Here is a 15,086-nt window from a genome sequence, read left to right as displayed (position 1 = left end):
CCTCCCATGACCGCGACTACCGGCCGCCGACTCCTCCTGGTGCACGCGCACCCCGACGACGAGTCGATCGGCAACGGCGCCACCATGGCCCGGTACGCCGCCGAGGGCGCCCGGGTCACGCTGGTGACCTGCACCCTCGGCGAGGGCGGCGAGGTGATCCCCCCGGAGCTGGCCCACCTGACGGCCGATCGGGACGACACTCTCGGCGCGTACCGGATCGGCGAGCTGACCGAGGCGATGCGCGCCTTGGGCGTCACCGACGCCCGCTTCCTCGGCGGCCCGGGCCGCTACCGCGACTCCGGGATGATGGGCGTGCCCGACAACGACGCGCCCGGCTGCTTCTGGCGCGCGGACGTGGACGAGGCGGCCGGCCACCTGGTCGCGGTGATCCGCGAGGTGCGGCCGCAGGTGCTGGTCACGTACGACGAGAACGGCGGCTACGGGCACCCGGACCACATCCAGGCACACCGGGTCGCGATGCGCGCGTACGAGCTGGCCGCCGACCCGGCGTACCGCCCCGAACTGGGCCCGGCCTGGCGGATCGCCAAGGTGTACTGGAACCGGATGCCCCGTTCGGTGATCGAGGCCGGGCTCGCGGAGACCGCCGCGAAGGCGTCCTTCCCGGGCGTGTCCCAGCCGTCCGACGTCCCCGGCGTGGTCGCCGACGAGGCGGTCACCACGGCGCTGGACGGCGCCGCGTACGCCGGGCTCAAGGCGGCGGCGATGGCCGCGCACGCCACCCAGATCACCGTGGACGGCGCCTTCTTCGCGCTCTCCAACAACCTCGGCCAGCCCCTGCTCGCCACCGAGTACTACCAGTTGGTGCACGGCCAGGCCGGGCCCGGCGATCCGGAGGACGACCTGTTCGCGGGCCTCGACGACGACACCGCGAGCGCCGGGGAGGACATGTGATGAGCAAGCCCGCCGCCCGGCCGCCGCGCCGCTCGATCCCGGCGACCGTCTTCGGTACCCGCGACGAGCGGCTGGCCGAGCCTCAACCCCCGCGCGCCGCCCGGATCGCGGCCTATGTCCTGTTCTTCCTGCTGGGCATCGCGGTGTCGATCTGCGGATCCTTTGTGCAGGCCCTGTGGCCGCCCGTGGGAGTCCTCCTCGCCCTCGCCGCGACCGCCGCCACCTTCTACGGCGGCCTGCGGATCACCGGTACCCGGCTCGGCGCGGGCGCGCCCGCGGCCGGCTGGTTCCTGGCGATGCTGCTGCTGATCGTGCCCCGGCCGGAGGGCGACAACGTCCTTTGGTCCAACGCCACCTCGCTGGCCTGGCTGTTCGCCGGCTCGGTGCTGGGCGTGATCTGCGCCACCCTGCCCACCCGCACCAGCTGGTTCCCCGGGGTGCCCGGCCCGCCGCGCTGACCCCGGACGAGCGCGGCGTACCGGACCGCGTACGACGCGCAGTCAGGAGTACCCGGCCTTACTCTCATACCGGAGGAACCGGACGTATCAGGATCTGTCCGAAGCCGTTCACCGCTCAGTTCTTCCCAGTATGGTGGTCCCGCAGAACGCCGTACCCGACCGCCGCCCGCCCCAGCCGGGCCCGGCGACCACGAACCGCGGTCGCGCCACACGGCCCGCCCGCGAACCCGGAGCAGAGCAGCATTGAGCAGCCGCGAATCTGACAACGCCCACCCGACGCCTCGGCGCACGGGCCCGGACGCCTACCCGTCGGGCACCCCGCCCTACGGCACGCCGGGGCTTCCCGGCGGCGACCGGGCCGCGGCCGGTGCCGGCCAGGGCACCGCGGACGGCGGCGAGGACGACGGCCCGAAGACCGAGACCACCCTGACCACCCGGGTCCGGATCAACATCCCCGGCTCGCGTCCGATCCCGCCGGTCGTCGTCCGCAGCACCGTCAAGAACGAGGACGCCCCCGCCGAGGAGGCCCCGGCCGCCGCCCCCGAGCAGGGCGGCCCGCGCCACCGCTCCGCGCCGGCCTCGCCCGTCCTCGGCGTGATGGAGGGCGGCGCCGGTACGGCCACCCCGCCGAACCTGCCGCCGGAGTGGCAGATCCCGCCGATCCCGCCGGCGACCTCGGAGTCCGAGTCCACCGGCGCGTGGTTCCGGCCGCGCCAGAAGAAGGCGTCGGCCGCCGAGCCCGCCCCGGCCGCCGTGCCGGCCGGTGCCCCGAGCGCGCCGGAGGCCGCGGCCGCCGAGCCCCGGCCGCAGGGCGCCCGCCCGGCCGGGGGCGCCGCCGCCCGCGCCAACGGCGCCCCGAAGGGCCGTCCGGTGCCCGCCCAGGGCAAGGCGTCGAACCCCGCCTCCGCCGCGCCGTACCGTCCCGAGGCCCCGGCGGAGGAGCCCGGCATCTACGACGTCGCGGATCCCTTCGCGCCCGTCGCCGATCCGTTCGCCCCGGCCCCCGGTCCCGACGCCGGCACGCGCGGCCCGCGCGGCGGCCACCCCCAGCAGAACCGTCCCCCGCAGAACGGGGCGCGACAGAACGGCGCCCGGCAGAACGGCCCCCGCCAGGGCGGCCCGCAGAACGGCTTCCAGCCGAACGGCCGCCCGACCGGTCCGCTCCCGCAGGGTGCGCCGGTCGCCGAGCCGAGCCCGGAGGACACCTCGGTCGACGGCTTCCAGCCGATCCGCGAGAACACCCCGCCGCCCGCCGGCATATCCGGCCCGCCCCGCAACGGCGCCCCGCGCGGTGCCGACGGCCGTTCGCAGCCGGGCCTGTTCGCCTCGGCGCCGACCGGCACCGACCCGTTCGCCACCCAGCGCCCGGCCGCCCCCGGCCAGGACGGCCCCGCCGCCCCGATGGGCCCCGGTGGGCTCTTCCCGGGCGCGCCCGGCGCGGGCCCGCAGCCCGGCCGCGACCCCGAGGTCACCGAGGTCACCCCGCTGCCGGCCCCGGGCACCGGCCCTCGGCCCGAGGCCGCCCAGGGCGCTCCCTCGCCCACCCCGGCACCGTCCCCGGCTCCCGGCAAGGCCCAGTCCGCCGCCGCACCCGCCAAGGCCAAGCGCGGCGCCGGCAAGAAGCTGGTCAAGCTGGGCGTCTACGGCATCGCCGGCGTGCTGTTCCTCGGCGCCGCCGCGTACGGCACCGGCCTGATGCTCAACCAGTCCGACGTCCCCAAGGGCACCGTGGTGCTCGGCACCGACATCGGCGGCAACAGCCGTGACCAGGCGATCCACTCGCTGGACGAGTCGGTCGGCAAGGCCGGCCAGCAGCCGCTCAAGCTGAAGGTCGGCGACCAGGCCGTGGACCTCGACCCGACGGTCGCCGGGCTGAGCTTCGACACCACCGCCACCGTCGACGACCTGGCGCAGCACAGCTACAGCCCGGTCGACGTCATCAAGTCGCTCCAGGGCGGCAGCAAGGCCGTCGCGCCGGAAGTCAAGGTCGACCGGGCCAAGCTCAAGGCCGCCCTCGACTCACTGGCGGCCGGCTCGGGCCAGGGCCTGCAGGAGGGCTACGTCAAGTTCGGCGACAACGGCGAGCCGGTCGTCGTCCCCGGCCGGGCCGGCCAGGCGGTCGACTCGGCGAGTGCCCTGGACGTGGTCGAGCAGGCCTACCGCGACCGCGCGGCCGGCAAGCCCGACCAGCCGATCGCCCTCGCCGTCACGGCCGCCCAGCCCAAGGTCTCCACCCAGGCCCTGCAGGCCGCCGCCGACAGCCTCGGCAAGCAGGTGGCCAGCGGCAAGGTGCACGTCCTGGCCGGCACCAAGCCCTGGGACTTCGGTGCGAAGACCGCCTCCAAGGCGCTCACGCTCGTCCCGGACGCCTCCGGCAAGATCGTGCCCAAGTGGGACCTCGACGCGCTCACCGCCCAGCTGGGCGGTGTGTTCGACAAGATGAAGTTCAAGAAGAACGGCCAGCTCGTCGCGATCACCCCGCAGGACGTCGCGGACGGCATCGCCTCGGTCTTCGACAAGACCGGCGACAAGGACCGCACCTTCAAGTTCCCCGTCTGACGTCCTGGCCTCCCGTCGGGGGGCGGGCCCGCATCCGGTCCCGCCCCTCGACAACTCCCCCTTCCGGTCAGCAAGATGTGACGCCACACCTTCCGCCACATCCACCTCGGGGAGCACGCCGATGGCCCGCCGCCTCCAGCACCACGGGACGGCTCTGCTCGCCGGCCTCGCCGCCCTCACCCTCTCGCTCACGCTCTGCTCCTGCGCCTCCGGCCAGGGCGGCGACGGCGCCGACGCACTGCCGTCCGCCCCCGCCACACCCAAGCTCACCTCGGTCGACATCAACCCCCACGACCGCGGCCAGCTGCGCCAGGGCGGCACCCTGAACCTGGCGATCGCCCAGTTCTCCCACCAGTGGTCGCCGATCCACAACGACGGCAGCGAGTCCTCGACCATCGCCGTCACCAAGCCGCTGCTGCCGACCTTCTTCCGCTCGGACGCCGCCGGCACCCAGACCGTCAACCCGGCCTACCTGCAGGAGGCCCACGCCGAGCTCAGGGACGGCCGGCAGGTGGTCACCTGGACGCTCAACCCGAAGGCCCACTGGTCCGACGGCGCCCCGATCACCTGGCGCGACATCGAGGCCAACTGGCGGGCCCTGAACGGCAAGGACCCGGCCTACAAGCCGTCCAGCAGCACCGGCTTCGAGCTGGTCTCCTCGGTCGAGCGCGGCAAGGACGACTTCCAGGCCGTGATGACCTTCGACCGGCCGTTCTCGGAGTGGCAGTCGATGTTCAACGGCGCCGGCAACGCCCCGCTGCTGCCGGCCGGTCGGATCTCCACCCCGGAGCTGTTCAACACCGCCTACCTGGACGCGATCCCGGTCACCGCCGGCCCGTTCAAGGTCGAGCAGCTCGACCGCGCCGCGCAGACCGTCACCCTGGTCGCCGACCCGGCGTGGTGGGGCGACAAGCCGATGCTGGACCGGATCGTCTTCCACGCGATGCTCCCCGACGAGATGGCCGCCGCCTTCGCCAAGGGCCGACTCGACCTCGTCAACAACGGCCCGGACGTGGCCGGTTACCAGACCATCAGGAACACCAAGGGCGCCGTCGTACGCCGGGCCGGCGGCCCGGACTTCCGCCAGATCACCCTGAACGCCCGCAGCACCGCGCTGAGCGACGCGACCGTACGCCAGGCCGTGTTCCAGGCGATCAACCGGGACGCCGTCATCCGCTCCGACCTCAACGGCCTGGACTGGCCCGCCGTCCCGCTCAACAACCACCTGCTGGTCGCCAACCAGAACGGCTACCGCGACAACTCGCTGGGCCTGGCCCGCTACGACCCCGCCGAGGCCGCCCGCAAGCTGGACTCGGCCGGCTGGAAGCTCGACGGCGACGTGCGCAAGAAGGACGGCCGCGAGCTGAACCTGCGGATGGTCATCCCGGTCGGCGTCACCCAGGCCCAGAACGAGGCGGCCACCACCACCAAGATGCTCAAGGACGTCGGGATCAAGGTCAGCACGGTGACCGCCCCCGTCAACGAGTTCTTCGACAAGTACATCAACCGCAGCGACTTCGACCTCACCGCCTACTCGCTGCTCGGCACCCCCTTCCCGGCCAGCGGCAACCGTGCCAACTTCGTCCAGAACGGCGGCACCAACCACGTCGGCGCAGGCAGCCCGGCGGTCGACGCCGCGCTCGACCGGGCCGCCGCGGCGGCCGACGCGGCCACCACCTCCGAAGCCATCAACCAGGCCGACGGCGAACTCTGGAAGGTGGCCGGGGTCCTGCCGCTCTACCAGCGCCCGCAGCTGTACGGCGCCCGCGCCGACCTCGCAAACATCGGCGCGCAGGGCCTGTCCGACATCGTCTGGGAGAACGTCGGCTTCGTGAAGTAGCCGCGGTGGCCGCCGGGCGGGCTCAGCCGTGCAGCGTCTCGCGCCAGTAGTGGCAGGCGCTGCGGCGGCCCGCCAGCTCCTCCCCGTGCTCGCCCGCCACCGGCACCAGCAGCGGGAGTTCGCTCCGACATCGGTCCTGCGCCCGGTCGCAGCGGGGGTTGAAGGCGCAGCCCTCCGGGATCCGCAGCAGGTTGGGCGGCAGGCCCTTGATGGCGTGCAGGTCCTGGCCCTTCTGGTCCAGGCGCGGGATGGAGTCCAGCAGGCCCCGGGTGTACGGGTGGGCCGGGCGCGCGTACAGCTCGTGCACCGGGGCGGTCTCCACGATCCGGCCCGCGTACATCACCGCGATCTTGTCCGCGACGTCGGCGACCACGCCCAGGTCGTGGGTGATCAGGATCAGGCCCATGTGGAACTCGGTCTGCAGCTCGGCCAGCAGGTCCATCACCTGGGCCTGGACGGTCACGTCCAGGGCGGTGGTGGGCTCGTCGGCGATGATCAGGTCCGGCTCCAGGGCCAGCGCCATCGCGATCATGATGCGCTGGCGCATACCGCCGGAGAACTGGTGCGGGAAGTCGCCGACGCGCTGCCGGGCGGCCGGGATGCGCACCCGCTCCATCAGCTCGACGGCCTTCTCCCGGGCCTCCTTGCGAGTGACGCCGTGGTGCGTCCGGAACATCTCGCCCAGCTGGTACCCCACGCTGAGCACGGGGTTGAGCGCGGACAGCGCGTCCTGGAAGATCATCGCGATCCGCCGGCCCCGCACGGCCCGCCGGGCGTTGGCACTCATGGTCAGCAGGTCCTCGCCGCGGAACAGGACCCGCCCCGAGGTGATCCGCCCCGGCGGCATGTCCAGGATGCCCATGACGGCCTGCGCCGTCACCGACTTGCCGGAGCCGGACTCCCCCAGCACCGCCAGCGTCTCGCCGGCCGACACCGCGTAGCTCACCCCGTTGACGGCCTTGGCGACGCCGTCCCGGGTGTGGAACTCCACGTGCAGATCCTCGACCTCCAGCAACGGGGTCCCTGGCTCCAGGCCCTCCCGTCCGCCGCCGATCACCTCCACCGCGTCCATGTGGGCAGCCCTCCTCCGCGCAGCAGCGAGCATCGATAGGCGCAGAGCAACTATCAAGGACCGGGCCGCACTTGGCGAGCCTGCGGCAGATCTCTTTTCCATCACGGGACGGACGGCCAAGGGCGCGCCCCCGACACGAGGACGCGCCCTTGGGACGAAACCTTCAGTCGGCGCCCTGCCCGTTCTCGCGCTCCGCGGCGCTCTGCTCACTTTCGCGCTCCGCAGCGAAGTGACACGCCGAGTCGTGGGACGCCGCCCCGGCCAGCCAGGACGGCGCGACGAGCAGCGGCACCTCGACCTCGCACCGCTGCTGCGCCTTCCAGCAGCGGGTGCGGAAGCGGCAGCCCGACGGCGGGTTGGCCGGCGAGGGCACGTCCCCGGTGAGGACGATCCGGTCCCGGGACTCGCGCGCCGTCGGGTCCGGTACGGGCACCGCGGAGAGCAGCGCCTGGGTGTACGGGTGGGTGGCGTGGTCGTAGATCTCCGCGTCGCTGCCGATCTCGACCATCCGCCCGAGGTACATCACGCCGACCCGGTCGGAGATGTGCCGGACGATGGAGAGGTCGTGCGCGATGAACATGTACGACAGGTTGAACTCGCCCTGCAGCTGCTCCAGCAGGTTGATCACCTGCGCCTGCACGGACACGTCCAGGGCGGAGACCGGCTCGTCGCAGATGATGATCTCCGGCTTGAGCGCGAGGCCGCGGGCGATGCCGATGCGCTGGCGCTGGCCGCCGGAGAACTGGTGCGGGTACCGGTTGATGTACTCCGGGTTGAGCCCGACCACATCCAGCAGGTCCTGGACGGCCTTGCGGCGGTCGCCCCTGGGCGCCACCTCGGGGTGGATCTCGAACGGCTCACCGATGATGTCGCCGACCGTCATGCGCGGGTTCAGCGAGGTGTACGGGTCCTGGAAGACCATCTGGATGTTCCGGCGGACGGCCTTCAGCGCCGCGCCGGACAGCCGGGAGATCTCCTCCCCCTTGTACCGGACCGAGCCCGCAGTGGCCGGCTCCAGGTTCATCAGCACCTTGGCCAGCGTGGACTTCCCGCAGCCGGACTCGCCGACGATACCGAGCGTCTCACCCTGCATCAGGTCGAAGCTGACCCCGTCGACCGCCTTGACGGCGCCGACCTGTTTCCTGAACAGGACACCCTGGGTCAGCGGGAAGTACTTGACCAGGTCCCGGATTTCGAGGATCGGCTCGCCGCGCGGCACCTCCTGGGTGAAGGCGACCTCCTCCGGCATCGCCGCGCCCAGTGCGCTGGCCCCGTTAGCGGTCATGGAGGGTCTCCTTCCAGAAGAAGCAGGCGCTGCCGCGCCCCTCCAGCGGTGTCCCGTCGTCCTCGGTGACGGGGAACAGCTCCGGCACCTGGGCCCGGCAGATGTCCTGCGCGCGCGGGCAGCGCGGATTGAAGGCGCAGCCCGTGGGGATCCGCAGCAGGTTGGGCGGCAGGCCCTTGATGGCGTAGAGCTCCTGGCCCTTCTGGTCCAGCCGTGGGATGGAGTCCAGCAGGCCCCGGGTGTACGGGTGCGCGGGGCGCGCGTACAGGTCGTGGACCGGGGCCGTCTCGACGATCCGGCCGGCGTACATCACGGCGATCTTGTCCGCGACGTCGGCGACCACGCCGAGGTCGTGGGTGATCAGGATCAGGCCCATGTGGAACTCGGCCTGGAGCTCGGCCAGCAGGTCCATCACCTGGGCCTGCACGGTGACGTCCAGGGCGGTGGTGGGCTCGTCGGCGATGATCAGGTCCGGCTCCAGCGCCAGCGCCATCGCGATCATGATGCGCTGGCGCATACCGCCCGAGAACTGGTGCGGGTAATCGTTCACCCGGTCCTTGGCTGCCGGGATGCGCACCCGGTCCATCAGCTCGACGGCCTTGTCCTTCGCCTCCTTGCGGGAGACGCCCCGGTGGGCCCGGAACATCTCGCCGAGCTGGAAGCCCACCGACAGCACCGGGTTCAGGGAGGACAGCGCGTCCTGGAAGATCATCGCGATCCGCCCACCGCGGATCCTGCGCCGCTCCTCCTTGCTCATCTTCAGCATGTCCTGGCCCCGGAAGCGGATCTCGCCGCGCGGGATCCGGGCGGGCGGCATGTCCAGGATGCCCATGATCGCCTGCGCGGTCACCGACTTGCCGGAGCCCGACTCGCCCAGCACGGCCAGCGTCTCGCCGGCCGAGACGGAGTAGTTGACCCCGTTCACGGCCCTGGCGACGCCGTCCCTGGTGACGAACTCGACGTGCAGGTCCCGCACGTCGAGCAGCGGCCCCTCGTACGGGGTCCCGCGCTCGCGCTCGGTGGTCTGCGCCGCTGTACCCACGGTGTGCTCCCCTCGCTCAGCGAAGCTTCGGATCGAGGGCGTCGCGCACCGCGTCGCCCATCATGATGAAGGCCAGCACGGTGATGGACAGTGCCGCGGCCGGGAAGAACATCACGTACGGCGCGGTCCGGATCACCTTCTGGGCGGAGGAGATGTCGATGCCCCAGGAGATGGTCGGTTCCTGCAGGCCGATGCCGAGGAAGCTCAGCGTCGCCTCGGTCGCGATGTAGCCGCCGAGCGCGATGGTCGCCACCACGATCACCGGCGCGACCGCGTTCGGCAGGATGTGCCGGAGCATCAGCCGCCCGGTCCCGGCCCCGAGCGCCCGGCCCGCCACCACGTAGTCGGACTGCTTGACGGTCAGCACCGCGCCGCGCATGACGCGGGCGATCTGGGTCCAGCCGAGGACGACCAGCGCGAACACCACGGCCCAGACCGTACGGCTGGCGAACCCGTTCAACAGGACCAGGGCGCCGAGCAGCAGCGGGATGCCGAAGAAGATGTCGATGATCCGGGAGATCACCGCGTCGACGGCTCCGCCGAAGTACCCGGCGACCATGCCGGTCAGCCCGCCGAGCAGGGTGACCCCGGCGGTCACGACGATGCCGACGGTGATCGAGGCGCGGGCGCCGTAGATCACCCGGGCGTAGATGGACCGCCCCTGGGCGTCGTAGCCGAACCAGCCGGCGCCGAAGAAGTCCGTCCAGTCGGGCCGCTTGAGGTAGTCGTGCACCAGGTCGGCCTTGCGCGGGTTGGCGTCGGTGAAGGCCCACGGGAAGATCGCCATGAGCACCAGCAGGACGATCAGCAGCACCGAGATCAGGAAGATCGGCCGCCGCCGCAGGTCCCGCCAGGCGTCGCCCCAGAGGCTGCGGGCCTCCTCCCGCTTCTCCGCGTCGGGTTCGATCAGGGTTTCCTGTTCGACCGCCATGCCCTGCTCCCCCGCGTAGTCGAGGTGCGAGACGCCCGGCTTCGGATGCGGTTCGTACGAGTCCTCGTCGTGGACGTCAGGCATAGCGGATCCTCGGGTCCAGGACCGCGTAGAGCAGGTCGACGAGCAGGCTGGCGATCAGGTAGATGATCACCAGCACGGTCACGATGCCGACCACGGTCGGACCTTCCTTCTGGTTGATCGCCCGGTACAGGACGTTGCCGATGCCCTGCACGTTGAAGATGCCCTCGGTGACGATCGCACCGCCCATCAGCGCGCCGAGGTCGGTGCCCAGGAAGGTGACCACGGGGATCAGCGAGTTGCGCAGCAGGTGGCGGGTGATGATGGTCCGCCGGGGCAGGCCCTTGGCGGTCGCGGTGCGGATGTAGTCGGCCCGCAGGTTCTCGCCGATGGAGGTCCGGGTGAGCCGGGCGACGAACGCGAGCGAGAGCGAGGCCAGGACGACCGCCGGCAGGACCAGCTGGGTGAGGTCGTAGCTGTCCTGCACCGTCGGCGTGACCCAGCCCAGGTTGGTGGCGAACACCGTCTGGGCGATGTAGGCGAGCACGAAGACCGGGATCGAGATCACCACCAGGGTCAGGACCAGCACCAGGGTGTCCGCGATGCTGCCGCGCTTCAGCCCGGAGACCACGCCGAAGGCGAGGCCCACGACGATCTCGAAGACGAAGGCCAGCAGTGCCAGCCGGATGGTGACCGGGAAGGCGTCCGCCATGATGTCGGCGACCGGGCGGCCGGTGAAGCTGGTGCCGAAGTCCCCCTGGAAGAGGTTCCCCATGTAGTGCAGGTACTGCTTCCAGACCGGCTGGTCCAGGTAGTACGTGTGCTTGATGCTCGCGACCACGGACGGGTCGGCGGCCTTCTCGCCGAACAGCGCCACCACCGGGTCGCCCGGCAGCGTGTAGACCATCACGAAGATCAGGAACGTGGTGCCGAAGAACACCGGAATCATCTGCAGCACCCGCCGCAGCACGTAACTGCCCATCCGGGCCTCCTTCCTAGGTGCCCGACCGGGGGGCCGGTCGGCCGGGAGACCGGGCCCCGCCCTCCGTGCGGGGAGGGCGGGGCCGGCGCGAGGGGATCAGGGCCGGGGCGTCAGCCCTTGACCTCGACCTGCGTCCAGGCCGGGTTGCCGAAGGAGTCGAACTTCACGTTCTGCACCTTGGTCGAGTAGCCCGAGTTGGTGCGGTAGTACCAGAGGGGGATGGTCGGCATGCCGGCCGCGAGCACGGCCTCGGCCTGCTGGTAACCGGTCGTCGAGTCGCTGACGCTCGGGGCCTCGTCGGCCTGGGTGGACAGCTGGTCGAACTGGGGGTTGCTGTAGCCGGTGTCGTTGGAGGCGGCACCGGTGCGGTACACGTCGGCCAGGAAGTTGGCGTTCAGGGGGTAGTCCTGGACCCAGCCGGTGCGGAACGCGCCGTCGAGCTGGTGCGAGGTGATGGCCTGGCGGGCGGTCTTGAAGTCCGGCTTCGGGTCGCCGAGGCAGTCGACGCCGGTGTTCTGCCGGATCGAGTTGCAGACCGCGTCGACCCACTCCTTGTGGCCGCCGTCCGCGTTGTAGGTGATCAGCACCTTGTTGCCGGGGACGCCGCCGCCCTGCTGGATCAGCTGCTTGGCCTTGGCGACGTCGAAGTTGCAGAAGTCCCCGCAGGTTCCGGCCTTGTAGCCCTGGACGCCCTCGGCGACCCAGGCGCTGGCCGGCACCCGGGAGCCCTGCAACACGGTCTTGGTGATGGTCGCGCGGTCGATGGCCATCGACAGGCCCTGACGCACCTGGGCCTTCTCGGGCGCGGCCCAGTCGGCCTGGTAGAGCGTGAAGCCGATGTTCTGGATGGCACCCTGCGGGGAGTCCACCGCCCGGTCGCCGAGGTCGCTCTTGTACGTCGCCAGCGCGGACGGCGGGACCTGGTCCATCACGTCGAGGTTGTTGGACTGCAGGTCGGCGTAGGCGGCCTCGGACGTGGTGTACATCTTGAAGACGATGCCGCCGTTCTTCGGCTTGTCCACGCCCTTGTAGCCCGGGTAGGACTTGGTGACCACCTGGGTGTTGTGCGCCCAGCTGACGAACTGGTACGGGCCGTTGCCCACCGGCTTCTGCCCGTACCCGGCCGGGTCGTTGAAGAAGGCGTCCGGCAGCGGCGAGAAGGCGATGTAGCCGAGCTTGTACTCGAAGTACGAGACCTTGTGGTTCAGCTTGATGGTGAAGTGCAGGTTGTCCGTGACGGTCAGCCCGGACATCTTGGCCGCGGTCGGACTGCCGGTGGCCGGGTGGACGTCCTGGTAGCCCTCGATGTCCGAGAACCAGGAGCTGTTGATCTGGTTGTTCGCCGGGCTGGCGGCCCAGTTCCAGGCGTCGACGAAGTTCTTGGCCTGCACGGGGGTGCCGTCGTGGAACGTCCAGCCGTCGTTCAGCGTGACGGTGAAGGTCTGGGAGTCGCTGGTGTCGATCGCGCTCGCGACCTGCATGCGGAGCTGGGCGTTGCTGGGGTTGTAGTCGACCAGCCCCTTGAAGAGGTTCTGGATGATGCGACCGCCGCCGACCTCGTTCGCGTTGGCGGGCTGCAGCGGGTTCTGCGGCTCGTTGCTCTGGTAACTGAACGTCTTGCTGGTGTCCGACGAGCTGCCGCTGCCTCCGCCGCCGCTGCTGCACCCGGTGGCCACCAGGGCCACGGACGTCGCAACGGCGAGGACCCAACGAGCGCGGGCGGCTACGGGCATGGAGGTCCCTCCTCATGGTGTGTGTCGCATCACACCCCATGAGAAGCGCGCCCCGGCGACGGCGCGAGTCGGGTACACCCGGACGGGTGCCGTGACCCCCTGCGGAGTTGACGCGGCGCCGGATCCACAGCATGACGGAAGGGCCCGTGGCGGGAAGCCACGGGCCCTTCCGGGGAGAGCGGGGGTCAGGCCGCGGCCTGCTCCCGGACCTCGGGGAAGTGGCAGGCCGTGTCGTGCGCGGCCGCGCCCTTCAGCACCGAGGGCACCGCGAGCAGCGGGATCTCCTCGGCGCAGCGGTCCTCCGCCTTCCAGCAGCGGGTGCGGAAGCGGCAGCCGGACGGCGGGTTGGCCGGCGAGGGGATGTCACCGGTCAGGATGATCCGGTCGCGGGCCTCGCGCGCCGTCGGGTCCGGCACCGGAACCGCGGAGAGCAGCGCCTGGGTGTACGGGTGGGTGGCGTTCTCGTAGATCTGCTCGTCGGTGCCGATCTCGACCATCTTGCCCAGGTACATCACGCCGACGCGGTCGGAGATGTGCCGGACGATGGAGAGGTCGTGCGCGATGAACATGTAGGAGAGCCCGAACTCGCCCTGCAGCTGCTCCAGCAGGTTGATCACCTGCGCCTGGACGGACACGTCCAGGGCGGAGACCGGCTCGTCGCAGATGATGATCTCGGGCTTGAGCGCGAGACCGCGGGCGATGCCGATGCGCTGGCGCTGGCCGCCGGAGAACTGGTGCGGGTACCGGTTGATGTACTCCGGGTTCAGACCCACGACGTCCAGCAGGTCCTGGACGGCCTTGCGGCGGTCGCCCTTGGGCGCCACCTCGGGGTGGATCTCGAACGGCTCACCGATGATGTCGCCGACCGTCATGCGCGGGTTGAGCGAGGTGTACGGGTCCTGGAACACCATCTGGATGTTCCGGCGGACGGCCTTCAGCGCCGAGCCGGACAGCGTGGAGATGTCCTCACCCTTGAACAGCACCTGGCCGGAGGTGGCCCGCTCCAGGTTCATCAGCACCTTGGCCAGCGTGGACTTGCCACAGCCGGACTCGCCGACGATGCCGAGCGTCTCACCCTTCTCCAGGTCGAAGGAGATGCCGTCGACCGCCTTGACGGCGCCGACCTGCTTCTTGAGCAGGATGCCCTGGGTCAGCGGGTAGTGCTTGACCAGGTCCTTGACCTCCAGGATCTTCTCAGCCATGGAGGGTCTCCTTCCAGAGGTGGCACGCGCTGCGGCGGCCGGTGAGCTCCTTGCCGTCCTTGTCCGTCACGTGGTGCAGCGCCGGGATCTCGGTGCGGCACAGGTCGGTGGCGACATCGCAGCGGGGGTTGAACGCGCAGCCGGCCGGGACCTTCAGCAGGTTCGGGGGCAGGCCCTTGATCGCGTACAGCTCCTGGCCCTTCTGGTCCAGGCGCGGGATGGAGCGGAGCAGGCCCTTGGTGTACGGGTGCGCGGGGTTCGCGTACAGCTCGTGCACCGGGGCGGTCTCCACGATCCGGCCCGCGTACATCACGGCGATCTTGTCCGCGACGTCGGCGACCACGCCGAGGTCGTGGGTGATCAGGATCAGACCCATGTTGTACTCGGCCTGCAGCTCGGCGAGCAGGTCCATCACCTGGGCCTGGACGGTCACGTCCAGGGCGGTGGTGGGCTCGTCGGCGATGATCAGGTCGGGCTGCAGGGAGAGCGCCATCGCGATCATGATGCGCTGGCGCATACCACCGGAGAACTGGTGCGGGTAGTCGTTCACCCGCTGCCGGGCGGCGGGGATGCGCACCCGGTCCATCAGCTCGATGGCCTTCTCCTTCGCCTCCTTCTTGGAGGCGCCCTGGTGCACCCGGTACATCTCGCCGAGCTGGTAGCCGACGCTGAGCACGGGGTTGAGGGCGGAGAGCGCGTCCTGGAAGATCATCGCGATCTTCTGGCCGCGGATCTTCCGGCGTCCCTCGTTGCTCATCTTGAGCATGTCCTGGCCGCGGAACAGGATCTCGCCCTGGGTCACCTTGCCCGGGGGCATGTCCAGGATGCCCATGATGGTCTGCGCCGTCACGGACTTGCCGGAGCCGGACTCACCGAGCACGGCGAGCGTCTCGCCCGCCGCGACGGAGTAGTTGACCCCGTTCACGGCCTTGGCGATCCCGTCCCGGGTGTGGAACTCCACGTGGAGGTCCTTGACCTCCAGGAGCGGGGTTCCGACTTCGAGACGATCGTTCTTCTGGTTGTTCTCGATCACGGTGGTCATCGGGTCG

At 70.9% G+C, this 15,086-nt stretch carries 12 protein-coding genes; 4 read left to right on the top strand and 8 right to left on the bottom strand.

Annotated elements, in window-relative coordinates; translation table 11 throughout:
- Positions 1-6: 6 nt before the first annotated feature.
- The 4 genes from mshB to ACZ52J_RS08485 all read left to right on the top strand — a co-directional run bounded on the left by mshB (position 7) and on the right by ACZ52J_RS08485 (position 5,769).
- Positions 7-912 (top strand): N-acetyl-1-D-myo-inositol-2-amino-2-deoxy-alpha-D-glucopyranoside deacetylase, encoded by a 906-nt coding sequence (gene mshB, locus ACZ52J_RS08500; RefSeq protein ID WP_465616851.1) that lies wholly within the window; start codon positions 7-9, stop codon positions 910-912.
- Positions 912-1,370, top strand: a complete 459-nt coding sequence (locus ACZ52J_RS08495) for a DUF6113 family protein (protein WP_465616849.1) — start codon at positions 912-914, stop codon at positions 1,368-1,370. The genes mshB and ACZ52J_RS08495 overlap by 1 nt, the downstream gene beginning before the upstream one ends.
- Before the next feature lie 243 nt (positions 1,371-1,613).
- Positions 1,614-3,929, top strand: coding sequence for a peptidoglycan binding domain-containing protein (locus tag ACZ52J_RS08490; RefSeq protein ID WP_465616847.1), 2,316 nt, complete (start codon positions 1,614-1,616; stop codon positions 3,927-3,929).
- A 121-nt stretch (positions 3,930-4,050) separates the two neighbouring features.
- Positions 4,051-5,769 carry an ABC transporter family substrate-binding protein gene (locus ACZ52J_RS08485; RefSeq protein ID WP_465616845.1) on the top strand — a complete coding sequence of 573 codons (1,719 nt, stop codon included), beginning with the start codon at positions 4,051-4,053 and terminating at the stop codon, positions 5,767-5,769.
- Positions 5,770-5,791: 22 nt separating this feature from the next.
- On the opposite strand, the gene ACZ52J_RS08480 is transcribed toward ACZ52J_RS08485, so the two are convergent.
- The 8 genes from ACZ52J_RS08480 to ACZ52J_RS08445 all read right to left on the bottom strand — a co-directional run bounded on the left by ACZ52J_RS08480 (position 5,792) and on the right by ACZ52J_RS08445 (position 15,079).
- Positions 5,792-6,841 carry an ABC transporter ATP-binding protein gene (locus ACZ52J_RS08480; protein ID WP_465616843.1) on the bottom strand — a complete coding sequence of 350 codons (1,050 nt, stop codon included), beginning with the start codon at positions 6,839-6,841 and terminating at the stop codon, positions 5,792-5,794.
- Between the two features lie 163 nt (positions 6,842-7,004).
- Positions 7,005-8,090 carry an ABC transporter ATP-binding protein gene (locus ACZ52J_RS08475; RefSeq protein ID WP_465616903.1) on the bottom strand — a complete coding sequence of 362 codons (1,086 nt, stop codon included), beginning with the start codon at positions 8,088-8,090 and terminating at the stop codon, positions 7,005-7,007.
- Positions 8,091-8,115: 25 nt separating this feature from the next.
- Positions 8,116-9,168, bottom strand: a complete 1,053-nt coding sequence (locus ACZ52J_RS08470) for an ABC transporter ATP-binding protein (protein ID WP_360499924.1) — start codon at positions 9,166-9,168, stop codon at positions 8,116-8,118.
- A gap of 16 nt (positions 9,169-9,184) precedes the next feature.
- Positions 9,185-10,099 carry an ABC transporter permease gene (locus ACZ52J_RS08465; RefSeq protein ID WP_360500082.1) on the bottom strand — a complete coding sequence of 305 codons (915 nt, stop codon included), beginning with the start codon at positions 10,097-10,099 and terminating at the stop codon, positions 9,185-9,187.
- A gap of 76 nt (positions 10,100-10,175) precedes the next feature.
- Positions 10,176-11,102 (bottom strand): ABC transporter permease, encoded by a 927-nt coding sequence (locus ACZ52J_RS08460; protein WP_465616841.1) that lies wholly within the window; start codon positions 11,100-11,102, stop codon positions 10,176-10,178.
- Between the two features lie 110 nt (positions 11,103-11,212).
- A complete protein-coding gene (locus ACZ52J_RS08455; RefSeq protein WP_465616839.1) occupies positions 11,213-12,835 on the bottom strand; it encodes a peptide ABC transporter substrate-binding protein in 1,623 nt (540 codons plus the stop codon).
- Between the two features lie 185 nt (positions 12,836-13,020).
- Positions 13,021-14,037, bottom strand: coding sequence for an ABC transporter ATP-binding protein (locus ACZ52J_RS08450; protein WP_465616837.1), 1,017 nt, complete (start codon positions 14,035-14,037; stop codon positions 13,021-13,023).
- Positions 14,030-15,079 (bottom strand): ABC transporter ATP-binding protein, encoded by a 1,050-nt coding sequence (locus ACZ52J_RS08445; RefSeq protein ID WP_360499917.1) that lies wholly within the window; start codon positions 15,077-15,079, stop codon positions 14,030-14,032. The genes ACZ52J_RS08450 and ACZ52J_RS08445 overlap by 8 nt, the downstream gene beginning before the upstream one ends.
- Positions 15,080-15,086 lie beyond the last annotated feature (7 nt).

Source organism: Kitasatospora sp. NPDC034035, assembly GCF_055575755.1.
This window is presented reverse-complemented; position numbering and strand designations above follow the sequence as displayed.